This window comes from Bacillus sp. es.034, assembly GCF_002563655.1.
Lineage (GTDB): Bacteria > Bacillota > Bacilli > Bacillales > Bacillaceae_B > Rossellomorea.
The window spans coordinates 394359-412333 of the sequence record NZ_PDIY01000001.1 but is presented as its reverse complement, the minus strand read 5'-3'; the positions used below and the strand labels follow the sequence as shown (position 1 = coordinate 412333).

Annotated in this window: 16 protein-coding genes and 1 other annotated feature (1 of these 17 only partly in view); all 16 genes read left to right on the top strand. The window is 47.6% G+C overall.

Annotated features, from left to right (window positions below; all coding sequences use genetic code 11):
• Window positions 1–144 precede the first annotated feature (144 nt).
• The 16 genes from ATG71_RS02095 to ilvD all read left to right on the top strand — a co-directional run bounded on the left by ATG71_RS02095 (window position 145) and on the right by ilvD (window position 17791).
• Window positions 145–1116, top strand: coding sequence for an ABC transporter substrate-binding protein (locus tag ATG71_RS02095; RefSeq protein ID WP_098441699.1), 972 nt, complete (start codon window positions 145–147; stop codon window positions 1114–1116).
• Between the two features lie 16 nt (window positions 1117–1132).
• Complete coding sequence (locus tag ATG71_RS02090; protein ID WP_098438298.1) at window positions 1133–2161, top strand: ABC transporter permease; 1029 nt, start codon at window positions 1133–1135, stop codon at window positions 2159–2161.
• Window positions 2136–2930, top strand: a complete 795-nt coding sequence (locus ATG71_RS02085) for an ABC transporter ATP-binding protein (RefSeq protein WP_098438297.1) — start codon at window positions 2136–2138, stop codon at window positions 2928–2930. Before ATG71_RS02090 ends, ATG71_RS02085 begins: the two co-directional genes overlap by 26 nt.
• A gap of 206 nt (window positions 2931–3136) precedes the next feature.
• A complete protein-coding gene (locus ATG71_RS02080) occupies window positions 3137–3532 on the top strand; it encodes a thioesterase family protein (protein ID WP_098438296.1) in 396 nt (131 codons plus the stop codon).
• A 101-nt stretch (window positions 3533–3633) separates the two neighbouring features.
• On the top strand, window positions 3634–4740 hold the full coding sequence (locus ATG71_RS02075; RefSeq protein WP_098441698.1) for a Leu/Phe/Val dehydrogenase: 1107 nt from the start codon (window positions 3634–3636) through the stop codon (window positions 4738–4740).
• Window positions 4741–4807: 67 nt separating this feature from the next.
• Entirely contained in the window at window positions 4808–5872 is a 1065-nt protein-coding gene (pdhA, locus tag ATG71_RS02070) for a pyruvate dehydrogenase (acetyl-transferring) E1 component subunit alpha (protein ID WP_098438295.1), read from the top strand.
• Window position 5873: 1 nt separating this feature from the next.
• The gene (locus ATG71_RS02065) at window positions 5874–6869 is read left to right on the top strand and encodes an alpha-ketoacid dehydrogenase subunit beta (RefSeq protein WP_098438294.1); all 996 of its coding nucleotides are present in this window, start codon (window positions 5874–5876) and stop codon (window positions 6867–6869) included.
• A gap of 15 nt (window positions 6870–6884) precedes the next feature.
• A complete protein-coding gene (locus ATG71_RS02060) occupies window positions 6885–8063 on the top strand; it encodes a dihydrolipoamide acetyltransferase family protein (RefSeq protein ID WP_098438293.1) in 1179 nt (392 codons plus the stop codon).
• Entirely contained in the window at window positions 8064–9491 is a 1428-nt protein-coding gene (locus ATG71_RS02055; protein WP_098438292.1) for a dihydrolipoyl dehydrogenase family protein, read from the top strand.
• A gap of 120 nt (window positions 9492–9611) precedes the next feature.
• On the top strand, window positions 9612–10727 hold the full coding sequence (gene hppD / locus ATG71_RS02050) for a 4-hydroxyphenylpyruvate dioxygenase (RefSeq protein WP_098438291.1): 1116 nt from the start codon (window positions 9612–9614) through the stop codon (window positions 10725–10727).
• 181 nt (window positions 10728–10908) lie between these two features.
• A complete protein-coding gene (gene hisC / locus ATG71_RS02045; RefSeq protein WP_098438290.1) occupies window positions 10909–12018 on the top strand; it encodes a histidinol-phosphate transaminase in 1110 nt (369 codons plus the stop codon).
• Window position 12019: 1 nt separating this feature from the next.
• Entirely contained in the window at window positions 12020–12631 is a 612-nt protein-coding gene (locus ATG71_RS02040; protein ID WP_098438289.1) for a flavin reductase family protein, read from the top strand.
• Window positions 12632–12637: 6 nt separating this feature from the next.
• Window positions 12638–13621 (top strand): fumarylacetoacetate hydrolase family protein, encoded by a 984-nt coding sequence (locus ATG71_RS02035; protein ID WP_098438288.1) that lies wholly within the window; start codon window positions 12638–12640, stop codon window positions 13619–13621.
• The gene (locus ATG71_RS02030) at window positions 13569–14714 is read left to right on the top strand and encodes a homogentisate 1,2-dioxygenase (protein WP_098438287.1); all 1146 of its coding nucleotides are present in this window, start codon (window positions 13569–13571) and stop codon (window positions 14712–14714) included. The genes ATG71_RS02035 and ATG71_RS02030 overlap by 53 nt, the downstream gene beginning before the upstream one ends.
• Before the next feature lie 494 nt (window positions 14715–15208).
• Window positions 15209–16108, top strand: coding sequence for a branched-chain-amino-acid transaminase (gene ilvE / locus ATG71_RS02025; RefSeq protein ID WP_098438286.1), 900 nt, complete (start codon window positions 15209–15211; stop codon window positions 16106–16108).
• A 15-nt stretch (window positions 16109–16123) separates the two neighbouring features.
• Window positions 16124–17791: a dihydroxy-acid dehydratase gene (ilvD, locus tag ATG71_RS02020; protein WP_098438285.1), complete on the top strand. Its 1668-nt coding sequence runs from the start codon at window positions 16124–16126 to the stop codon at window positions 17789–17791.
• A gap of 2 nt (window positions 17792–17793) precedes the next feature.
• Window positions 17794–17975, top strand: a binding site (T-box leader); it runs 79 nt beyond the window's last position.

The window sequence follows — 17975 nt, the reverse complement described above, 5'->3', positions numbered from 1 at the left end:
GTGATAATATAACGTTGTATTTACGTTCATTCATATTTTTATCATATTGGATTTGCTAGTCTTGTAGACTACTGATCATATATCAGGAAGAGAAAAAGGGGGATTTCTGTGAAGAAGAAGAGTTTATTACTTGTTGTGATCTCTATGTTATGTGGAATGCTGATTCTATCAGGATGTGGTAGTGATAAGAGTTCCGGCGGTGGAGATGGTGAGAAGCAATATGTCATCGGGGTAACCCAGATTGTGGAACATCCATCATTGGATGCGGCTTTTGAAGGTTTCAAGAAAGCTCTTAGTGAAAACGGTTTCGAGGAAGGCGAAAACGTTAAATATGATGTTCAAATCGCTCAAGGAGATCAAAGTAACTCACAAAGCATCGCGAAGAACTTTGTCGGGGACGGCGTAGACCTCATCTTTGCAAACTCAACCCCAAGTGCACAAACTGCCCTGAATGCAACAAAAGACATTCCAATCGTATTCACCTCTGTCACTGATCCTGTCGGTGCTGAGTTGGTCAAGTCATTTGACGAGCCGGGTGAGAATATAACAGGTACGACGGATACTCACCCAGAAGCGATTTCAAAGACACTCCACTTTATTACGGATGAAATGAAAGCGAAGAAGATCGGGATCGTATATAATTCCGGTGAGCAAAATGCTGTGGTGCAGGTAGCTGAAGTGAATAAGCTGGCGAAGGAAAAAGGCGTGGAAGTGGTGGAAGCAACGGTTTCAACGTCTGCAGATGTGAAGCAGGCCACTGAATCCATGGTGGGAAGGGTCGATGCCCTTTACATCCCGAAAGATAACACAGTCGTGTCAGCTCTTGAGTCTGTCATCACGGTAGCGAATGAAAAGGATATTCCTCTATTTGTAGGTGAACTCGATTCATTGAAAAAAGGAGCCATTGCAGCGAGTGGATTCAACTATGAAGATCTTGGTTACCAAACTGGCTTGATGGCGGTGAAGATTTTAAAAGGAGAGAAAAAGCCTTCTGAAATCCCTGTACAGGCTCCGGAAAACTTCGAGTTGATGTTCAATAAAGCGGCAGCTGAAGAACAAGGTGTGGAAGTACAGGAAGCCTGGTCAGATCTTGGGAAGTTTATCGAAGAAAAATAGGAAGGGATGATGATTCGTGCCAACAGCAATATTCGCATCCTTTGAATCTGGAATCATTTACGCTATTATGGCCCTCGGAGTCTATCTGTCCTTTCGGATATTGGATTTTCCTGATTTAACAGTCGATGGCAGCTTCGTAACAGGGGCTGCTGTCGCTGCAACCATGATCGTCAGTGGCGTAAACCCCGTCATCGCAACGATTACGGCGATAGTGATCGGATTTATAGCAGGATGTATAACAGGTTTACTTCATACGTTTGGTAAAATTAATGCCTTATTATCAGGGATCTTGATGATGATCGCCCTTTATTCCATCAATCTCCGGATCATGGGGAGATCGAATGTACCCCTGCTCAGTCAGGATACTGCGTTTACAGGGATAGAAGGATTCTGGTCCCCTCTGGGAATCGATGCCGCCCTTAATAAAGTATGGACGGCCATCGGGCTTGGGGAACCAGTTCCGGGAACATGGAGCATTCTATTTGTCATGACGATCATTACGCTTATGATCAAATTTTTGACAGACGCATTTTTGAAAACGGAAATCGGGTTGGCGCTGAGAGCGACAGGGGATAATCAACGGATGATCCGCAGCTTCTCTGCCAATACGAATCTGATGATCATTCTCGGGCTGGGGATCTCGAATGGGATGGTGGCACTATCCGGTGCCCTGATCGCCCAGTACAGCCGTTTTGCCGACGTCGGAATGGGGATCGGGATGATCATCATCGGGCTCGCTTCTGTCATCATTGGTGAAGCATTATTCGGAACGAAGACGATTGCCCGTACGACCTTAGCCGTTATCGGTGGGGCGATTATCTACCGTTTGGTCGTTTCCATGGCCCTTCGTGTCGACTTCCTTGAAACGGGAGATATGAAACTGATCACGGCGACCATCGTCATTCTGGCACTTGTGATGCCTAAGGTGATGGATCGTTACAAGGATAAGAAACGGAAGGCGCAGCGAATGGCGGAACGGGTAAACCAAACGCCGATTTCAGAGAGAAAGGGTGATGGCGGTGTTACAATTAAATCGAATTCATAAAGTATTCAATGAAGGGACACCCGATGAGAAAATCGCCCTTGATGATATTCAGCTCTCTCTGAAACCAGGTGATTTCGTGACGGTCATCGGGAGTAACGGAGCCGGGAAATCCACATTGATGAATATCGTTTCAGGTGTGCTGATACCTGATATCGGCAATGTGCTGATCGATGATCACGAGGTGTCGAAGGTTTCAGAATATAAACGTTCAAAGCTGATCGGCCGCGTGTTTCAGGATCCCATGGCAGGGACGGCGCCATCCATGACCATAGAAGAGAACCTGGCCATGGCGTATTCACGCAACCGGACGAGGACCTTCAGGATGGGGGTCACGAAGAAACGGAGAGTGTTCTTTAAAGAAGTACTTGAAACCCTTCATCTTGGACTTGAAAACCGTCTGAATGCCAAGGTGGGATTATTGTCAGGTGGAGAACGGCAGGCCCTATCGCTCTTGATGGCGACCTTCACAGAGCCATCGATCCTGTTGCTGGATGAACATACGGCTGCCCTTGATCCGGCCCGTGCGGATCTGATTACGAACCTGACAAAAGAGATTGTGGAGAAGTCCAAGCTCACTACATTGATGGTCACCCATAATATGCAGCAGGCCCTGGATCTCGGGAACCGCTTGATCATGATGGATAAGGGGCAGATCATCCTGGAAGTGAATGAAGAACAGAAGAAGCATCTCACCGTCGAAGGACTGCTCCATGAATTCCAGAGGATCCGCGGCAGTCAACTGGCAAGTGACCGGGCACTTCTTTCATAGGCTGATAAAAAAATAAACAACCTTCTGTAAAAAGCAACGGGACTTTGGTTCCGTTGCTTTTTTGCGTCCCTATGAATAACTTATATTAATATAATATTTTAAATATTTTAACAATTTATTGACTATTTATAAAACAAAATGTTATTATATCGTTGAATTAACGTTATATAAAAATGTATGATTCGTTGGTTTAAAGGGGGAAAGCAATGAAGTCTGGATTAGCAGTAGGACATACCGCCATCATTACGACTGAAGTCACCCCCGGCATGTATGCCCAGTTTGAAGGAAACGTGGTGCATCCCGTGTATTCAACGTTGTCGATGGTGTATCACATGGAGTGGGCATCCAGGAAAGGCATTCTACCCTATTTGGAAGATCACGAAGAAGGAATGGGGGCAAAGGTGAACGTGGAGCATATGGCTCCGGCGAAAACAGGTTCCCTTCTTGAAATTAGAGCGAACGTTATTGAATATGAACGAAACGTCATCGTGACCGAAGTGACTGTCAGAGAAAGAGAGAATGGCAGACTCATTGGAAAAGGTGAAGTGAAGCAAGTGGTATTACCGAAAGAGAAAATTAACGAAAGAATAAAAGAGAGCTAGATCCATTTATGAAGTGAGCAGTAAAAGGAGGAAGCACAGTGTCTAAAGTATCGACTAAATTGAAAGCGGTTACAAACAGAGAGCTTGTAGGGGGAAATGAAATGGATATGTTCCAGAGAATACAGAACCATGAACAAGTCGTATTTTGCAACGATGAAGAAACAGGGCTTAAAGCCATCATCGCCATACATAATACCACTCTGGGACCTGCTCTTGGCGGATGCCGGATGAGACCTTACGCATCAGTGGATGAAGCCCTTGAAGACGTCCTGCGCCTATCCAAAGGCATGACGTATAAATGTGCGGCTGCCGACGTGGACTTCGGTGGGGGGAAGGCGGTCATTATCGGAGATCCGGAAAAAGATAAACATCCGGAGTTGTTCCGTGCCTTCGGTCAATTCGTTGAATCCCTTAACGGACGATTTTATACAGGGACGGATATGGGGACCACGCCGGAAGATTTCGTTTATGCCTTAAAAGAAACAAATTGTATCGTCGGCGTCAATGAAGAGTACGGTGGGAGCGGTGATTCATCCATCCCGACAGCCATGGGCGTAATTTATGGGCTGCAGGCGACAAACCAAAACGTCTGGGGCAGTAAGGACCTTCATGGAAAAAGCTACGCCATTCAAGGTCTCGGGAAAGTCGGGTTTAAAGTAGCAGAGCGACTGCTGGAAGAGGGAGCAGATCTGTACGTAACGGATATCAGTCAGAAATCCATCGATCTATTGGTTGCAAAAGCGAAGAACATGGGTGCGGCCATAAAGGTCGTCTCGGGAGAAGAGATTTATTCTGTCGATGCGGATGTCTTCGTGCCATGTGCCATCGGGGGAGTCATCAACGATCACACGGTGGATCAGTTGAAAGTGAAGGCGGTCGTGGGTTCTGCCAATAATCAGCTATTAGATCTTACTCATGGGCTGATGCTGCACGAAAAAGGAATCCTGTACGCACCTGACTACATCGTCAATGCCGGCGGACTGATCCAGGTGGCGGACGAATTATATGAGCCGAACAAAGAACGGGTCCTTCAAAAGACGAGTGCCATCTACAATAGCCTTCAAAACATCTATCTGCAATCGGAAAACGAGCACATGACCACGGTGGAAGCAGCCAATCGTTTCTGCGAGGATCGGATCCATGCACGTACGAGAAGAAACAGCTTCTTCTCCCATGCGAAGCGCCCGAAGTGGTCGGTGAGAACGTAAATCCAGGCAATATCATAAAAGCATTATCCCGAATCTCCAACAATAATGCCCCACACGAGGTGATGAAATGATCGAGGAATTTCAACTGGTCCAAGTCATGGACGAGGAAGGACAACTGGTTCAAAGTGAATATGAAAAGGATATTTCAGAGGATTTGGCCCGCACGTTTTACCGGCATCTCATCAGGATTCGCACCTTCGATCGTAAAGCCGTCAGCCTGCAGCGTCAGGGCCGGATCGGAACGTATGCACCGTATGAAGGACAGGAGGCATCCCAGGTGGGGAGCGCCCTTGCCCTGCAGGAAAAAGACTGGTTATTCCCGTCCTACCGCGATCATGGCGCAACCATGACATTCGGACATTCGCTTCTTCATATCCTTCTTTTCTGGAAAGGGAGGAATGAAGGGTGTGTCCCTCCTGAAGGGAAGAACATCTTCACTCCAGGCATCCCGATTGCGACTCAGCTTCCACATGCGGTGGGCGCGGCTTTTGCTGAAAAGAGAAAAGGAACCCGGAATGCCGCGATTGTCTATTTCGGTGACGGCGCCACTTCTGAGGGCGACTTTCATGAAGGATTGAATCTGGCAAGCGTGTGGGGGGCTCCGGTCGTCTTCTTCAATCAAAATAATCAATATGCCATATCTGTCCCCATGCATAAGCAAATGAAGACGAAGACCATTGCCCAGAAAGCGCTTGCCTATGACATCCCAAGCGTCCGAATCGACGGCAATGATATTTTTGCCGTTTATTTTGAAACATTGAAAGCACTGGAGCGTGCAAGGAAGGGGGACGGACCTACCTTGATCGAATCGGTAACATGGAGATATGGTGCCCATACGACAGCCGACGATCCGACGAAGTACCGTAACCAGCAGGAAAGCGAGTCCAGGCGTAAAGATAATGACCCTGTCGATCGTTTAACAAAATACATGAAGCTGAGGGGCTGGCTTGACGCGGAATGGACGACTTCTGTCCAAAAGGAATGTGCGAAGGAAGTGGACCTAGCCGTCGACGAACTGGAAGCTTATCCAGCCGCGGATCCGAGTTTGATCTTCGATTATGTGTTTGCCACCCCGACGTGGACGATCCAGGAACAAAAAGAAAAGCTCCTTGAGCAATTGAGAGGTGAATAGAATGAGCACCTTAACGAAAATGAAGACATTGACGATGGTTCAGGCCATCACGGATGCGATGAGAGTGATGCTTCAGGAAAACGAGGACGTCCTGTTGATGGGTGAGGATATCGGGACGAACGGGGGAGTGTTCCGGGCGACTGACGGCCTGCAACAGGAATTCGGCGAAGACCGGGTGCTTGATACACCCTTAAGTGAAGCCGGCTTTATCGGTGCCGCCATCGGGATGGGATTGAATGGATTCCGCCCGGTGACGGAGGTCCAGTTCTTAGGATTCATCTACCCGGCATATGAACAAATCATGACCCATGCTTCCAGAATACGTGCACGCACACTCGGGTCTTTCACCTGTCCATTGGTCATCAGGGCTCCCTATGGGGCCGGGGTCCGGGCACCGGAAATCCATTCCGATAGCACAGAGGCACTCTTCACTCATATGCCGGGAATCAAGGTTGTTTGTCCGGCAACACCGTATGATGCCAAAGGTCTTCTGATTGCGGCGATTGAAGACCCCGATCCCGTCCTGTTCCTTGAGCCCATGAGATGTTACCGTTCTTCCAAAGAGGAAGTGCCGGAAGAGAAGTACACGGTGGAAATCGGGAAGGGCAAGGTTGTGACAGAGGGTGAGGATGTCACGATCATTGCTTGGGGTGCGATGGTGAAGATAGCCGAGGACGCAGCGAAGGAAGCGGCGGATAAAGGCATCTCCTGCGAGGTCCTTGACCTTAGAACTCTCTATCCCCTTGATAAGGATCTCATCTCGAACTCTGTCCAGAAGACCGGGAGAACCGTCATCGTCCACGAAGCCCATGCAACCGGTGGGGTTGGAAATGATGTGCTTGCGATCATCAATGACAAATCCTTTTTATATCAAAAAGCGCCTACAGAGCGCGTAACAGGATTCGATACGCCTGTTCCGTATTTTGGATTTGAAGATTTCTATTTGCCTGACAGTAAACGAGTGCTTGCTGCAGTGGAGAAAGTGGCACGCTATTAGACAAGGAGGGAGTCCATGGAAGTTAAGCTTCATGATATCGGGGAAGGGATGACCGAAGCCAATATCAATCACTTTCTTGTGAAAGTGGGGGATGTGGTGAGAGCGGATCAACCACTTGTAGAGGTACAAACAGATAAAATGACGGCGGAGATCCCGGCACCGTTTTCCGGTGTGATCAAGGAATTCACCGTAAGTGAAGGGGAAACGATCCCCGTTGGATCCACGGTTCTTTTGATGGAAAAGGAAAGCAGGGGTGAAAGCCGACGTGCCGTTCCCCAAACGACTCAGGTCTTGAAGAAAAAGAGGATCCTTGCTTCCCCGTATACGAGAAAAATCGCAAGGGAAAATGGGGTCAATATCGACGAAGTGGTCGGTTCAGGGGCAGGGGGAAGAATCGTCGATGAAGATGTTCTCCTCTATATGAAAAGCGAAATAGGGGGACCTCCAAAACGTGAAGAGGAACGTGTACCTGCTGCTCAAGTGAAGCCAGCAGAAACTATGCGGGAGACCATCCCTTTCAGGGGGAGACGAAAACAGATTGCTTCCAAAATGTCACAGTCACTCAGAACCATCCCTCACTGCACCCATTTTGAAGAAATCGACGTGACGAATCTATTAATCTGGAAAGAGACGATGAAAAGAAACGGTCAGTCCGTTTCCATGGGCGCGTTTTTTATCAAAGCCCTTTCTGTTTGTTTAAAAGAGTTCCCGATCTTCAATGCCCGCCTCAATGAAGAGGAAGAATGCGTCGAGCTTCAGTCACACCATAATATCGGTATCGCAGTCGACACGGATGAAGGTCTGATCGTTCCTGTCATCAAAGGGGTGGAAGGAAAGACGATGAAAGAAATCCAGGCTGAAATGAAAGCACTCACCGTCAAGGCGCAGGAAGGCGAGCTTGCAATGAAAGAAATCAAAGGAGGTACCTTCACGGTCAGCAATGTCGGCCCGTTGAACGGTTCGATCGGGGCGACCCCGATCATTAACGAGCCGGAAGTAGCCCTCATCGCCTTTCACAAAACGAAGAAGCGTCCGATGGTGAACGAACACGATGACATTGTCGTCCGCTCCATGATGAATGTATCCATGTCCTTTGATCACAGGGTGGCCGATGGCGGGACGGCCGTGACGTTTACCAATCGTTTGAGAGATTTGATTGAAGAGCCTCAATCCATGCTTTTGGAGTTGATGTAAATGGTAGTGGGAGAAATTACAGAAGAAAAAGACGTCATTGTCATCGGAGGGGGTCCCGGAGGCTATCACGCAGCCATCAGGGCAGCCGGCCTCGGTAGACAGGTCACGCTGATCGAACGGGAGGATCTGGGGGGCACCTGTTTGAATAAAGGCTGCATCCCATCAAAGGTATTCACCCATTTTGCCCAGGAATTCAAAAAGACGAAGCATCTGAAGGAGATGGGGATGGAGTTTGGGGAAGTAGAAGCAAACCTTGCGACTCTTCAACACTATAAAAATAAAAAAATCAACCAGCTCCGGACCGGTGTGGAATCCCTCTGTAAAGCAAACAAGGTTGAAATCATAAAAGGGACGGCTTCATTTCTGTCAGAATCCCGAATCGGAGTTGAAAACGGACATGAGTTCAGTCTCTTTAACTTTAAAGAGGCGATTGTCGCAACAGGGGGAGACTTTCACTATCCGGATGAAATCATCTTCAATGATGATACGGTCCTGAAGGAAAGACAGGTTTTTGAGCTGGAGGAGATCCCCCGGGAACTGATCATGTATGGTGCAGATTATATTTCACTGGAGATTGCGTCCGTATTCTGCATATTGGGAAGTCAGGTCACGTTAATCCTGAGTGAAGAATTGGCAATGGATAACGCCCTTTCCAAAGAACTGTCCAGGCAATTAAAAAAACAGAAAATCAGTGTCGTCAAACAGTGCGTACTGACAAAGGCCTGTGAGAGGGACGGACATGTCATTGCAGAGCTCGAAAAAGAAGATGGAGAGACGGTCTCCATCGAAGGTTCTCACTTTGTCGTGAGCGGCCGAGTAAAACCCAATCTATCAGATCTCGGTCTGGACCGCCTTCGTATAGAGACAACCGTAGAGGGATATATCCAGACAGATCCTGAGGGACGGACCTCCATTCCCCATATTTGGGCGATCGGGGATGTGACGGAAGGTCCGTCCCTCGCAGTGAAGGCGATCAAGCAGGGGAAGGCGGCGGCAGAGGCCATGGCGGGACTTCCGGTAGAGGTGGATCTGCGGTTTGTGCCTACGGTGGTGCAGATGATTCCTCCGATTGCATATGCCGGCCTTACAGAAGAGGAAGCGCAGAGGGAGGGCTATTACGTCACGGTGAGTGAGAACCCTGTCAGGGGAAATGGGTACGCCCAGCTCACAGAGGAGAAGGACGGATTCGTCAAAGTCGTGTCAGACAGTGAAACGGATGTGATCCTTGGTATTCATATGATGGGAATGGGTGTGGTTGAGCTGATCACTGCAGGTGTAATGGGACTCGAAATGGCAGCGAGGGATGAGGACTTTCGCTTTCCACTCTATCCCCACCCCAGCATGAATGAGACCATGCTCGAAGCGGTCGAAGGTTTAAAGGGGGACGCCGTCCATATGCCTCCCAGAAAAAAGGAACCAGTGAGATGAAAAGAGGGACGGACTTCATCACAGAGAAGCGTTTAAGCTTTACTAGCCATTCTTGAGAAGTTATATAAAACGATTTAATATAATATTCAGAATATACTTACGTTTAATGGAGGGGTTAATATGCAAGAGAACGTGGCAAAAAAGCAGGTTAAGGTAGAAGAGGTCTTCCCGGTAAGGGATGTCGATTATTTAGAATATTATACAGGTAATGCAAAGCAGGCAGCCCACTTCTTCTGTACAGCATTCGGATTTAAGACCGTTGCCTATTCAGGGCTCGAAACAGGCAATCGTGACACGGTATCCTATGTACTGCAACAAAACAAGGTGCGATTGCTCATTACAGGAAGTCTGCATGAAGGAAGCCGGGTATCCCAATTCGTGAAGAAACACGGAGACGGCGTCAAAGACATCGCACTTGTCGTGGATGATGTTGAAAAGGCTTACACCGGGGCAGTGGCACGGGGTGCGATTGAAATCATGCCTCCTTCAACACTGGAAGATGATAATGGAACAGTGAAGAAAGCCGTGATCGGTACATATGGGGATACGATCCATACACTTGTGGAACGTAAGGATTACAAAGGGATTTTCATGCCTGGCTTTGAAAAATATGATACCGCGCTTAAAAATGAAGACGCCGGCATCATCGCTGTCGACCACGTCGTCGGTAACGTGGAGCGCATGGAAGAGTGGGTGGAATACTACGAAAAAGTAATGGGCTTCAAGGAAATGCGTCATTTCACGAATGAAGACATTACAACAGAATACTCTGCCCTGATGTCCAAGGTCATGCATAACGGCGGCCGCATCAAATTCCCGATCAATGAACCTGCTGAAGGGAAGCGCAAATCACAAATCCAGGAATATCTTGAGTTCTACGGTGGACCGGGAGTGCAGCATATTGCCATCCTGACAGAGGATATTGTGAAGACAGTCGGGATCCTGAAGGAAAATGGAGTGGAGTTCTTGAGCACTCCTGATTCCTACTACGAAATGCTCTCAGAGCGTGTAGGTGAAATCGATGAAGAGATTTCGCAAATCAAAGAGTTGAATATTTTAGTAGACAGGGATGACGAAGGGTATCTTCTTCAAATTTTCACGAAGCCGATCGTGGATCGTCCGACTCTATTCATCGAAGTGATCCAGCGTAAAGGGGCGAGGGGATTCGGCGAAGGAAACTTCAAAGCCCTATTCGAATCCATCGAACGCGAACAGGAGCGCAGAGGGAACCTATAAAAAATAGATAGATAGAATATATATAACGGGGGTCAAAGGACCGGTCAGGGGGTTAACTCATGAAGAGATTAGCTGCTTCTACGCTGAATATCGTACGGATTGCAGGTACATATTTTAACGGGAAGATAAGCTAACACATGAGTCAACCCCCTTCATCCATGAGGAAGGCGAGGGTATATGTATGACATTGAAGTTCAAAACAAGGGAAGCGGTCACACATATCGCTCCATATGTGCTGGGGAAAACGCTTCTGGATTTAAAGAAGGAACATGGACTCAGCTCCATCAGAAAATTATCAGAAAATGAAAATATATATGGCTGCTCCCCGAAAGTGAAAGAGTGGTTTAAAGAAAACGGAAGCGACTTGTTTTTATATCCCGACGGGGCTGCGGTGGATCTGAGTCAAAAAGTTTCAGCATTCCTGGGCGTTCCGAAAGAACAACTCGTATTCGGGAACGGATCGGATGAAGTGATCCGTCTGTTGACGAGGGCCTATTTAAGCAGTGGAGACGAGGCGATCATGGCCGACGTGACGTTTCCGAGGTACCAGACCAATGTATTGTTAGAGGGGGGCACACCTGTCATTGTCCCGCTCGTAGAAGGTACCCATGACTTACAGGGGATGCTTGACCATATCACTTCAAGAACAAAACTGATCTTTGTATGTAATCCCAATAATCCAACGGGGACCATCGTAGGGAAAAGAGAACTCCTGGAGTTCATCGAAAGTGTCCCATCCCACGTTCTCGTGGTGGTGGATGAAGCTTATATGGAGTATGTGACAACCGATGATTATTTAGAAACCCTGCCGGTTATGCCTGCCTTCGAAAATCTCATCGTCCTTAGGACATTTTCAAAAATTTATGGGCTGGCCGGGTTAAGGGTCGGGTTCGGGGTCATGAACGAGGAGATTGCTGAACAGCTCCGTAAAGTGAAGGATGTCTTCAATGTGAATACCGTTGCCCAGAAATCGGCGATCATTGCCCTGGAAGATCAGGCATTTATAAGGGAGTGCACCCATAAGAACGAACAGGGTCGTCATTATCTGGAGGGGGAATTCGACCGGATGGGCTTATCCTATTTCCCTTCTCAATCCAACTTTATCATGGTGGACACAGGATTGAATGGGGACGTGGTCTCCCATGAACTTGTAAAAGAGGGTCTTGTCGTCCGTTCAGGAACGCTTCTCGGATACCCGAACACGGTCAGGGTCACGGTTGGAACAGAAGAGGATAATAAACGATTCGTTGGAGCTCTGGAAGTCATTTTGAATAACGAAGGGGTGAAGTGAAATGGATATCAAACCCCAGACGCTTGAGTGGCAGGCAGCTTACAAATTGATGATCGGTTCGATTCTGCCAAGGCCGATTGCCTTTGTATCATCCATTGATGAAAATGGGAATGCGAACCTCGCTCCATACAGCTTCTTTACGGCGATTTCTGCAGAGCCTATGCTCGTCTGCTTCTCTCCTATGAGAAGAGGGAAAGATGGCAGCAAAAAGGATACCCTCCGAAATATCGAGAAAACGAAGGAATTTGTCATCAACATCGTCAGTGAAGAGTTTGTGGAGGAGATGAACAACTGTGCCATCGAATTTGAATCCGTCGTGGATGAATTTGATCAGGTCGGGCTGACGAAGAAGGAGTCCATTACGGTAAAACCTCCTGGAGTGACGGAAAGCAAGGTTCAGTTGGAATGTGTGCTTCATGAGGTTCTTCACTTCGGTGATCATCCCGGTGCAGGAAGCCTTGTCATCGGGAAGGTGGAGTGTGTCAGGATCAATGATGAACTCTACTATGACGGGAAAATAGATTCAGAGAAACTCAAACCGGTGGGAAGGCTTGCCGGTCAGATGTACACCAAACCATTATCCGATTCATTTGAATTGATTCGAAAAAGGTGATGACACGTGAAGTTGGTTAGTTTTTTAATAGATGGAGAAGTAAAGGCGGGGATGGTTCAGGATGAACTTGTCGTGGACATCCATGCTGTGAGCGGAGGCTCACTTCCTAAAGATATGTTATCCATCATCGAACTTGGTGACGAAGGCTTAAAAAGGATGAAGGAGCTCGGCAGTTTTTTGGAAAAAGACAAGGGAGTGCATTCAATACGTGGTATCACCCTGACGGCGCCGGTTCCAAGGCCTGTGAGCATCCGGGATTTCTATGCCTTCGAGGAGCATGTGAAAACGGCCCGTAAACGAAGGGGACTCGATGTGGTGCCGGAATGGTATGACATTCCCGTGTTTTATTTCACCAATCACTTAGCTGTAAAAGGTCCCGGCGATCACATCGCGAAACCTGCCGGCTGTGAGTGGCTCGATTACGAACTGGAAATCGCCTGCGTCATCGGAAAAGAAGGCCGGAACATTTCCCGAGACAATGCAGAAGATTATATTTACGGTTATTTCATCATGAATGACTGGAGTGCAAGGGACATCCAGAAGCATGAAATGAAAGTCGGACTCGGTCCCGCAAAAGGAAAGGATTTTGCCACCTCTTTCGGCCCTTATTTAGTGACGAAGGATGAGGTGGATACGTATCGCAGTGGTGACCGTCTTGACCTTCCTATGACGGCAAAAGTGAATGGGAAGCTCTTGTCACAGGGGAATTATCAGGATATTCATTATACATTTGGAGACATGATCGAACGTGCATCGAAAGACGTCACCCTGTATCCCGGTGAGGTGATCGGATCCGGTACGGTCGGAACCGGCTGCATTTTAGAGCTTGGTCCCGAGAAGCACCCGTGGTTGAAGCCAGGGGATGTAGTGGAACTAGAGATTAAGGGATTAGGGGTTTTAAAGAATACGATTGCAGAGAAAAGAGAGGAGGAAGACCATGTACTATCGACAAATGGGGAGCATACCTCACAAACGTCACACCATGTTTAAAAAGGACGACGGGACCCTCTACAGGGAGCAGGTGATGGGCACGAAGGGATTCTCGGGAACACAGTCGATTCTGTATCATCATCATTTGCCGACGGCTGTGGCGAAAACAGAGTATTTAGGCAGTTATATGCCGGAATTTGAGGAAGAGGGTGCTCTGCGCCATCGACATTTCTTTACAGACAAAGTAGAAAAGAAAGGCTGTGCCTTAAAGAGCCGTGAGTATTTACTTGGTAATTCCGATTTATTGATTGGAACTGCCTATGTCACAGAAGAGATGACAAGCTTCTACCGGAATGGTGATGGAGACGAAATGCTTTATATCCATTTTGGTAAAGGAAAGGTAGAGACGATGTTCGGAACCATCACGTATGGAAAAGGTGATTATGTGGTAATTCCGATCGGAACCATCTACCGTGTCGTTCCTGAGGAAGAGACGAAGATGCTGATCGTCGAGTCCTTCAGCCAGATCACCACCCCTCGTCGCTACCGTAACGAGTACGGACAGCTGCTGGAACACAGCCCGTTTTGTGAACGGGATCTGCGGGGACCGGAAAAGCTTGAAACCAAAGATGAAAAAGGCGAATTTGAAGTGATCACCAAGTCAAGGGGAGCACTCCATTCCCACGTATTGAATCACCATCCACTGGACGTCGTCGGATGGGATGGATATTTGTATCCGTGGGTATTCAACATAGAAGACTTCGAACCGATCACAGGGCGTGTCCATCAGCCACCGCCTGTCCATCAAACCTTTGAGGGTCATAACTTCGTTGTCTGCTCATTCGTGCCGCGATTATACGACTATCATCCGGAATCGATCCCGGCACCCTATAATCACAGCAACGTGAACAGTGACGAACTGCTGTATTATGTGGAAGGGAACTTCATGAGCAGGAAAGGAATCAAGGAAGGATCGATTACCCTCCATCCGAGCGGCATTCCACACGGACCTCATCCAGGAAAGACGGAAGCCAGTATCGGAAAAAAAGAAACGTTGGAGCTCGCTGTCATGATCGATACCTTCAAGCCGTTAAAAATCGTCAAAAAAGCAAACGATGTCGAAGATCAGAATTATATGTATACATGGGTATAGAAGAATCAATCCAGAGGCGTGTCTCTGGATTGATTTTTTTTTGAGTGAACATGCCTATTGCTAAAAATAGATTTCAGCTTTCCATTCCGGATCAGATCCGCCTTGGGTACAAACTCCCCGGAACCCCATTCCTGTAGGATTTTGTCGAAAAATTTTTGATTGAGATATTCGCCACTTCTGAATGACCATTCACCCCTCTAATGAAAAAAATCTCAAATATTTTTTTCTCACCATAAACTCTATTAGGACAAAGATGTAAGCGTTTACTTATAATCAGATTAATCTAAATAGTCAAATAATTTACAAAAACCCTGTTGACCTTCCTGTGAAACGGGAGTAATATTGTCCTCAATAAAAAAACCTGAGCCGGGGGGAAGCGGCAGTCATAAACCGATTCAGCCCCCTCTCAACAGGCTTACAGTCAACGTACTTTCGTTGCAAATATAAATTTCCGAGTAATCAAATAAATTTCAACCGGGAAAGGAATGATTAACATGAACGAACAGTGGATCTACTTAGACGGGCAATATGTAAAAAAGGAAGACGCAGTTGTATCTGTGTACGACCATGGTTTTCTATATGGAGATGGAGTGTTCGAAGGGATTCGAATGTACGATGGGAACGTGTTCCGTCTGGATGAACATGTTGATCGCCTTTATGACTCAGCCAAATCCATCATGTTGCACATTGAGCTTTCAAAAGAAGAGATGAGCGACATTATCGTTGATACATTGAAAAAAAATAAACTCGAGAATGCCTACATACGGGTGGTCATATCCAGGGGTGTTGGAAACTTGGGGTTGGATCCATTCACTTGTAAAAAGCCACAGATCATCGTCATCGCGGAACAGCTGGCCCTTTTCCCTAAAAGCTTATACGAAACGGGCATTGATATCGTTACCGTCGCAAGCCGGAGAAATCGTGCGGATGTTCTGTCACCGAAAGTTAAATCATTAAACTACTTAAATAACATTCTCGTTAAAATCGAAGCGAATCTTGCAGGCGTCAGCGAAGCATTGATGTTGAACGATCAGGGATATGTAGCAGAAGGATCAGCCGATAACATCTTCATCGTGAAAAAAGGAAAAATCCTTACGCCGCCAGGATATGTAGGGGCCCTCGAAGGGATCACCCGGAATGCCATCATCGAAATCGCGGAAAAATCAGGTTTCGTGATGAAAGAAGAAGTCTTCACCCGGCATGATGTATACACAGCAGATGAAGTGTTCTTAACAGGAACTGCCGCTGAAGTCATCGCCGTTGTGAAAGTTGACGGACGTGTCATCGGAGACGGAAAACCTGGAAAGTATACAAATCAATTATTGCAGGATTTCAGAAACACTGTCACGCAGGATGGAAGAAAAGTTTACAAACAAAATGCTCAAGTCGGCTAAGTTGGAGGTGATGACGTGCGTAGTGACATGATCAAGAAAGGGATCGACCGGGCTCCCCACCGCAGTTTACTCTATGCGACGGGAGTCAAGCTGGAAGACATGGAAAAACCATTTATCGGGGTGTGTAACTCTTACATCGACATCATTCCAGGTCATATGCATTTAAACGGATTCGCCCAGGTGGTGAAAGAAGCGATCCGTGAAGCGGGGGGAATCCCCTTTGAATTCAACACGATCGGTGTCGACGATGGGATCGCCATGGGTCATATCGGAATGAGGTACTCACTCCCGAGTCGGGAACTGATCGCCGACTCAGCAGAAACCGTCATCAATGCTCACTGGTTCGACGGAGTGTTCTACATCCCGAACTGTGACAAGATCACACCGGGAATGCTAATGGCATCAGTCAGAACCAATGTCCCTTCCGTATTTGTATCGGGAGGTCCGATGGAAGCGGGAGTATCAAGTGAAGGAAAGCCATTATCACTCGTTTCCGTTTTCGAAGGAGTAGGAGCCCATCAGTCAGGAAGGATGACGGCGGAACAACTTCTCGACATCGAAGCCAACGCGTGTCCGACTTGCGGATCATGTTCCGGTATGTTCACGGCGAACTCCATGAATTCCTTGATGGAAATGCTTGGTATGGCTCCACCAGGGAACGGGACGATCGTAGCCACATCGGAAGAACGGCACAAATTGATAAAGGACGCAGCGAAACATCTTGTAGAAATGGTGAAAAAAGATATCAAGCCACGAGATATCATAACGGAGGATACGATCGATGACGCATTCGCCCTAGACATGGCGATGGGAGGTTCAACGAATACGGTCCTCCATACGCTGGCGATTGCCAATGAGGCAGAAATTGATTACGACATCAATCGGATCAATAAAGTCGCTGAGCGGGTTCCCTATTTATCCAAGATAAGCCCGGCCTCGGATTACTCCATGCAGGATGTTCACAATGCAGGAGGGGTCAGCGCCATCATTAAAGAGCTGTGTGAAATGGAAGCCGTACACAAAGACCGCATCACCGTTACAGGAAAGTCCCTTTATGAAAATGTGAAGGATGCTCATATTCAAAATGATGATGTCATCCGCAGCAGGGAAAATGCCCACAGTCCAGTCGGGGGATTATCCGTCCTCTTCGGGAATATTGCTCCTAATGGCGGTGTCATCAAAGTGGGGGCAGTCGACCCATCCATTAAAACATTCATGGGTGAAGCGATTGTCTATGAATCCCAGGATGAGGCCCTTGCCGGAATTGAAAGCGGAGAAGTGAAAGAAGGTCATGTTGTCGTAATCAGATATGAAGGTCCAAAGGGCGGACCGGGGATGCCTGAGATGCTTGCACCGACGGCAGCCATTGCAGGACGCGGGCTTGAGAAGCAAGTCGCCCTCATGACAGACGGCAGATTTTCAGGAGCATCCCGGGGCATTTCAATCGGTCATGTCTCCCCTGAAGCAGCTGAAGGAGGACCGATCGGCGTGGTGGAAAATGGAGATCCCATCTTCATTGATCTCACGAACCGGACGATTTCCCTTATGGTTTCGGAAGAAGAGTTGAAGTTCAGACAACAGGAGTGGGTACAGCCTCCTCCGAAAATCAAAAAAGGATATCTAGCAAGATACGCAAAACTTGTTACATCAGCGAGTACAGGCGGCATCTTGAAAACAGAATAAATGTTAAAACGTTGAAGAGGTAAAAGGGTTGGGAACCGTATTTACAGAGAGCTGGTGGTGCTGCAAACCAGTAATACAACCAATACCGACATCCCCTCTGAGTATCGTTCTGAACCGTGTAAGTAGGAACGATCGAGTAGATGATACTCGTTACAAAAACAAAGGCTGGTGAAATCGATCAGCC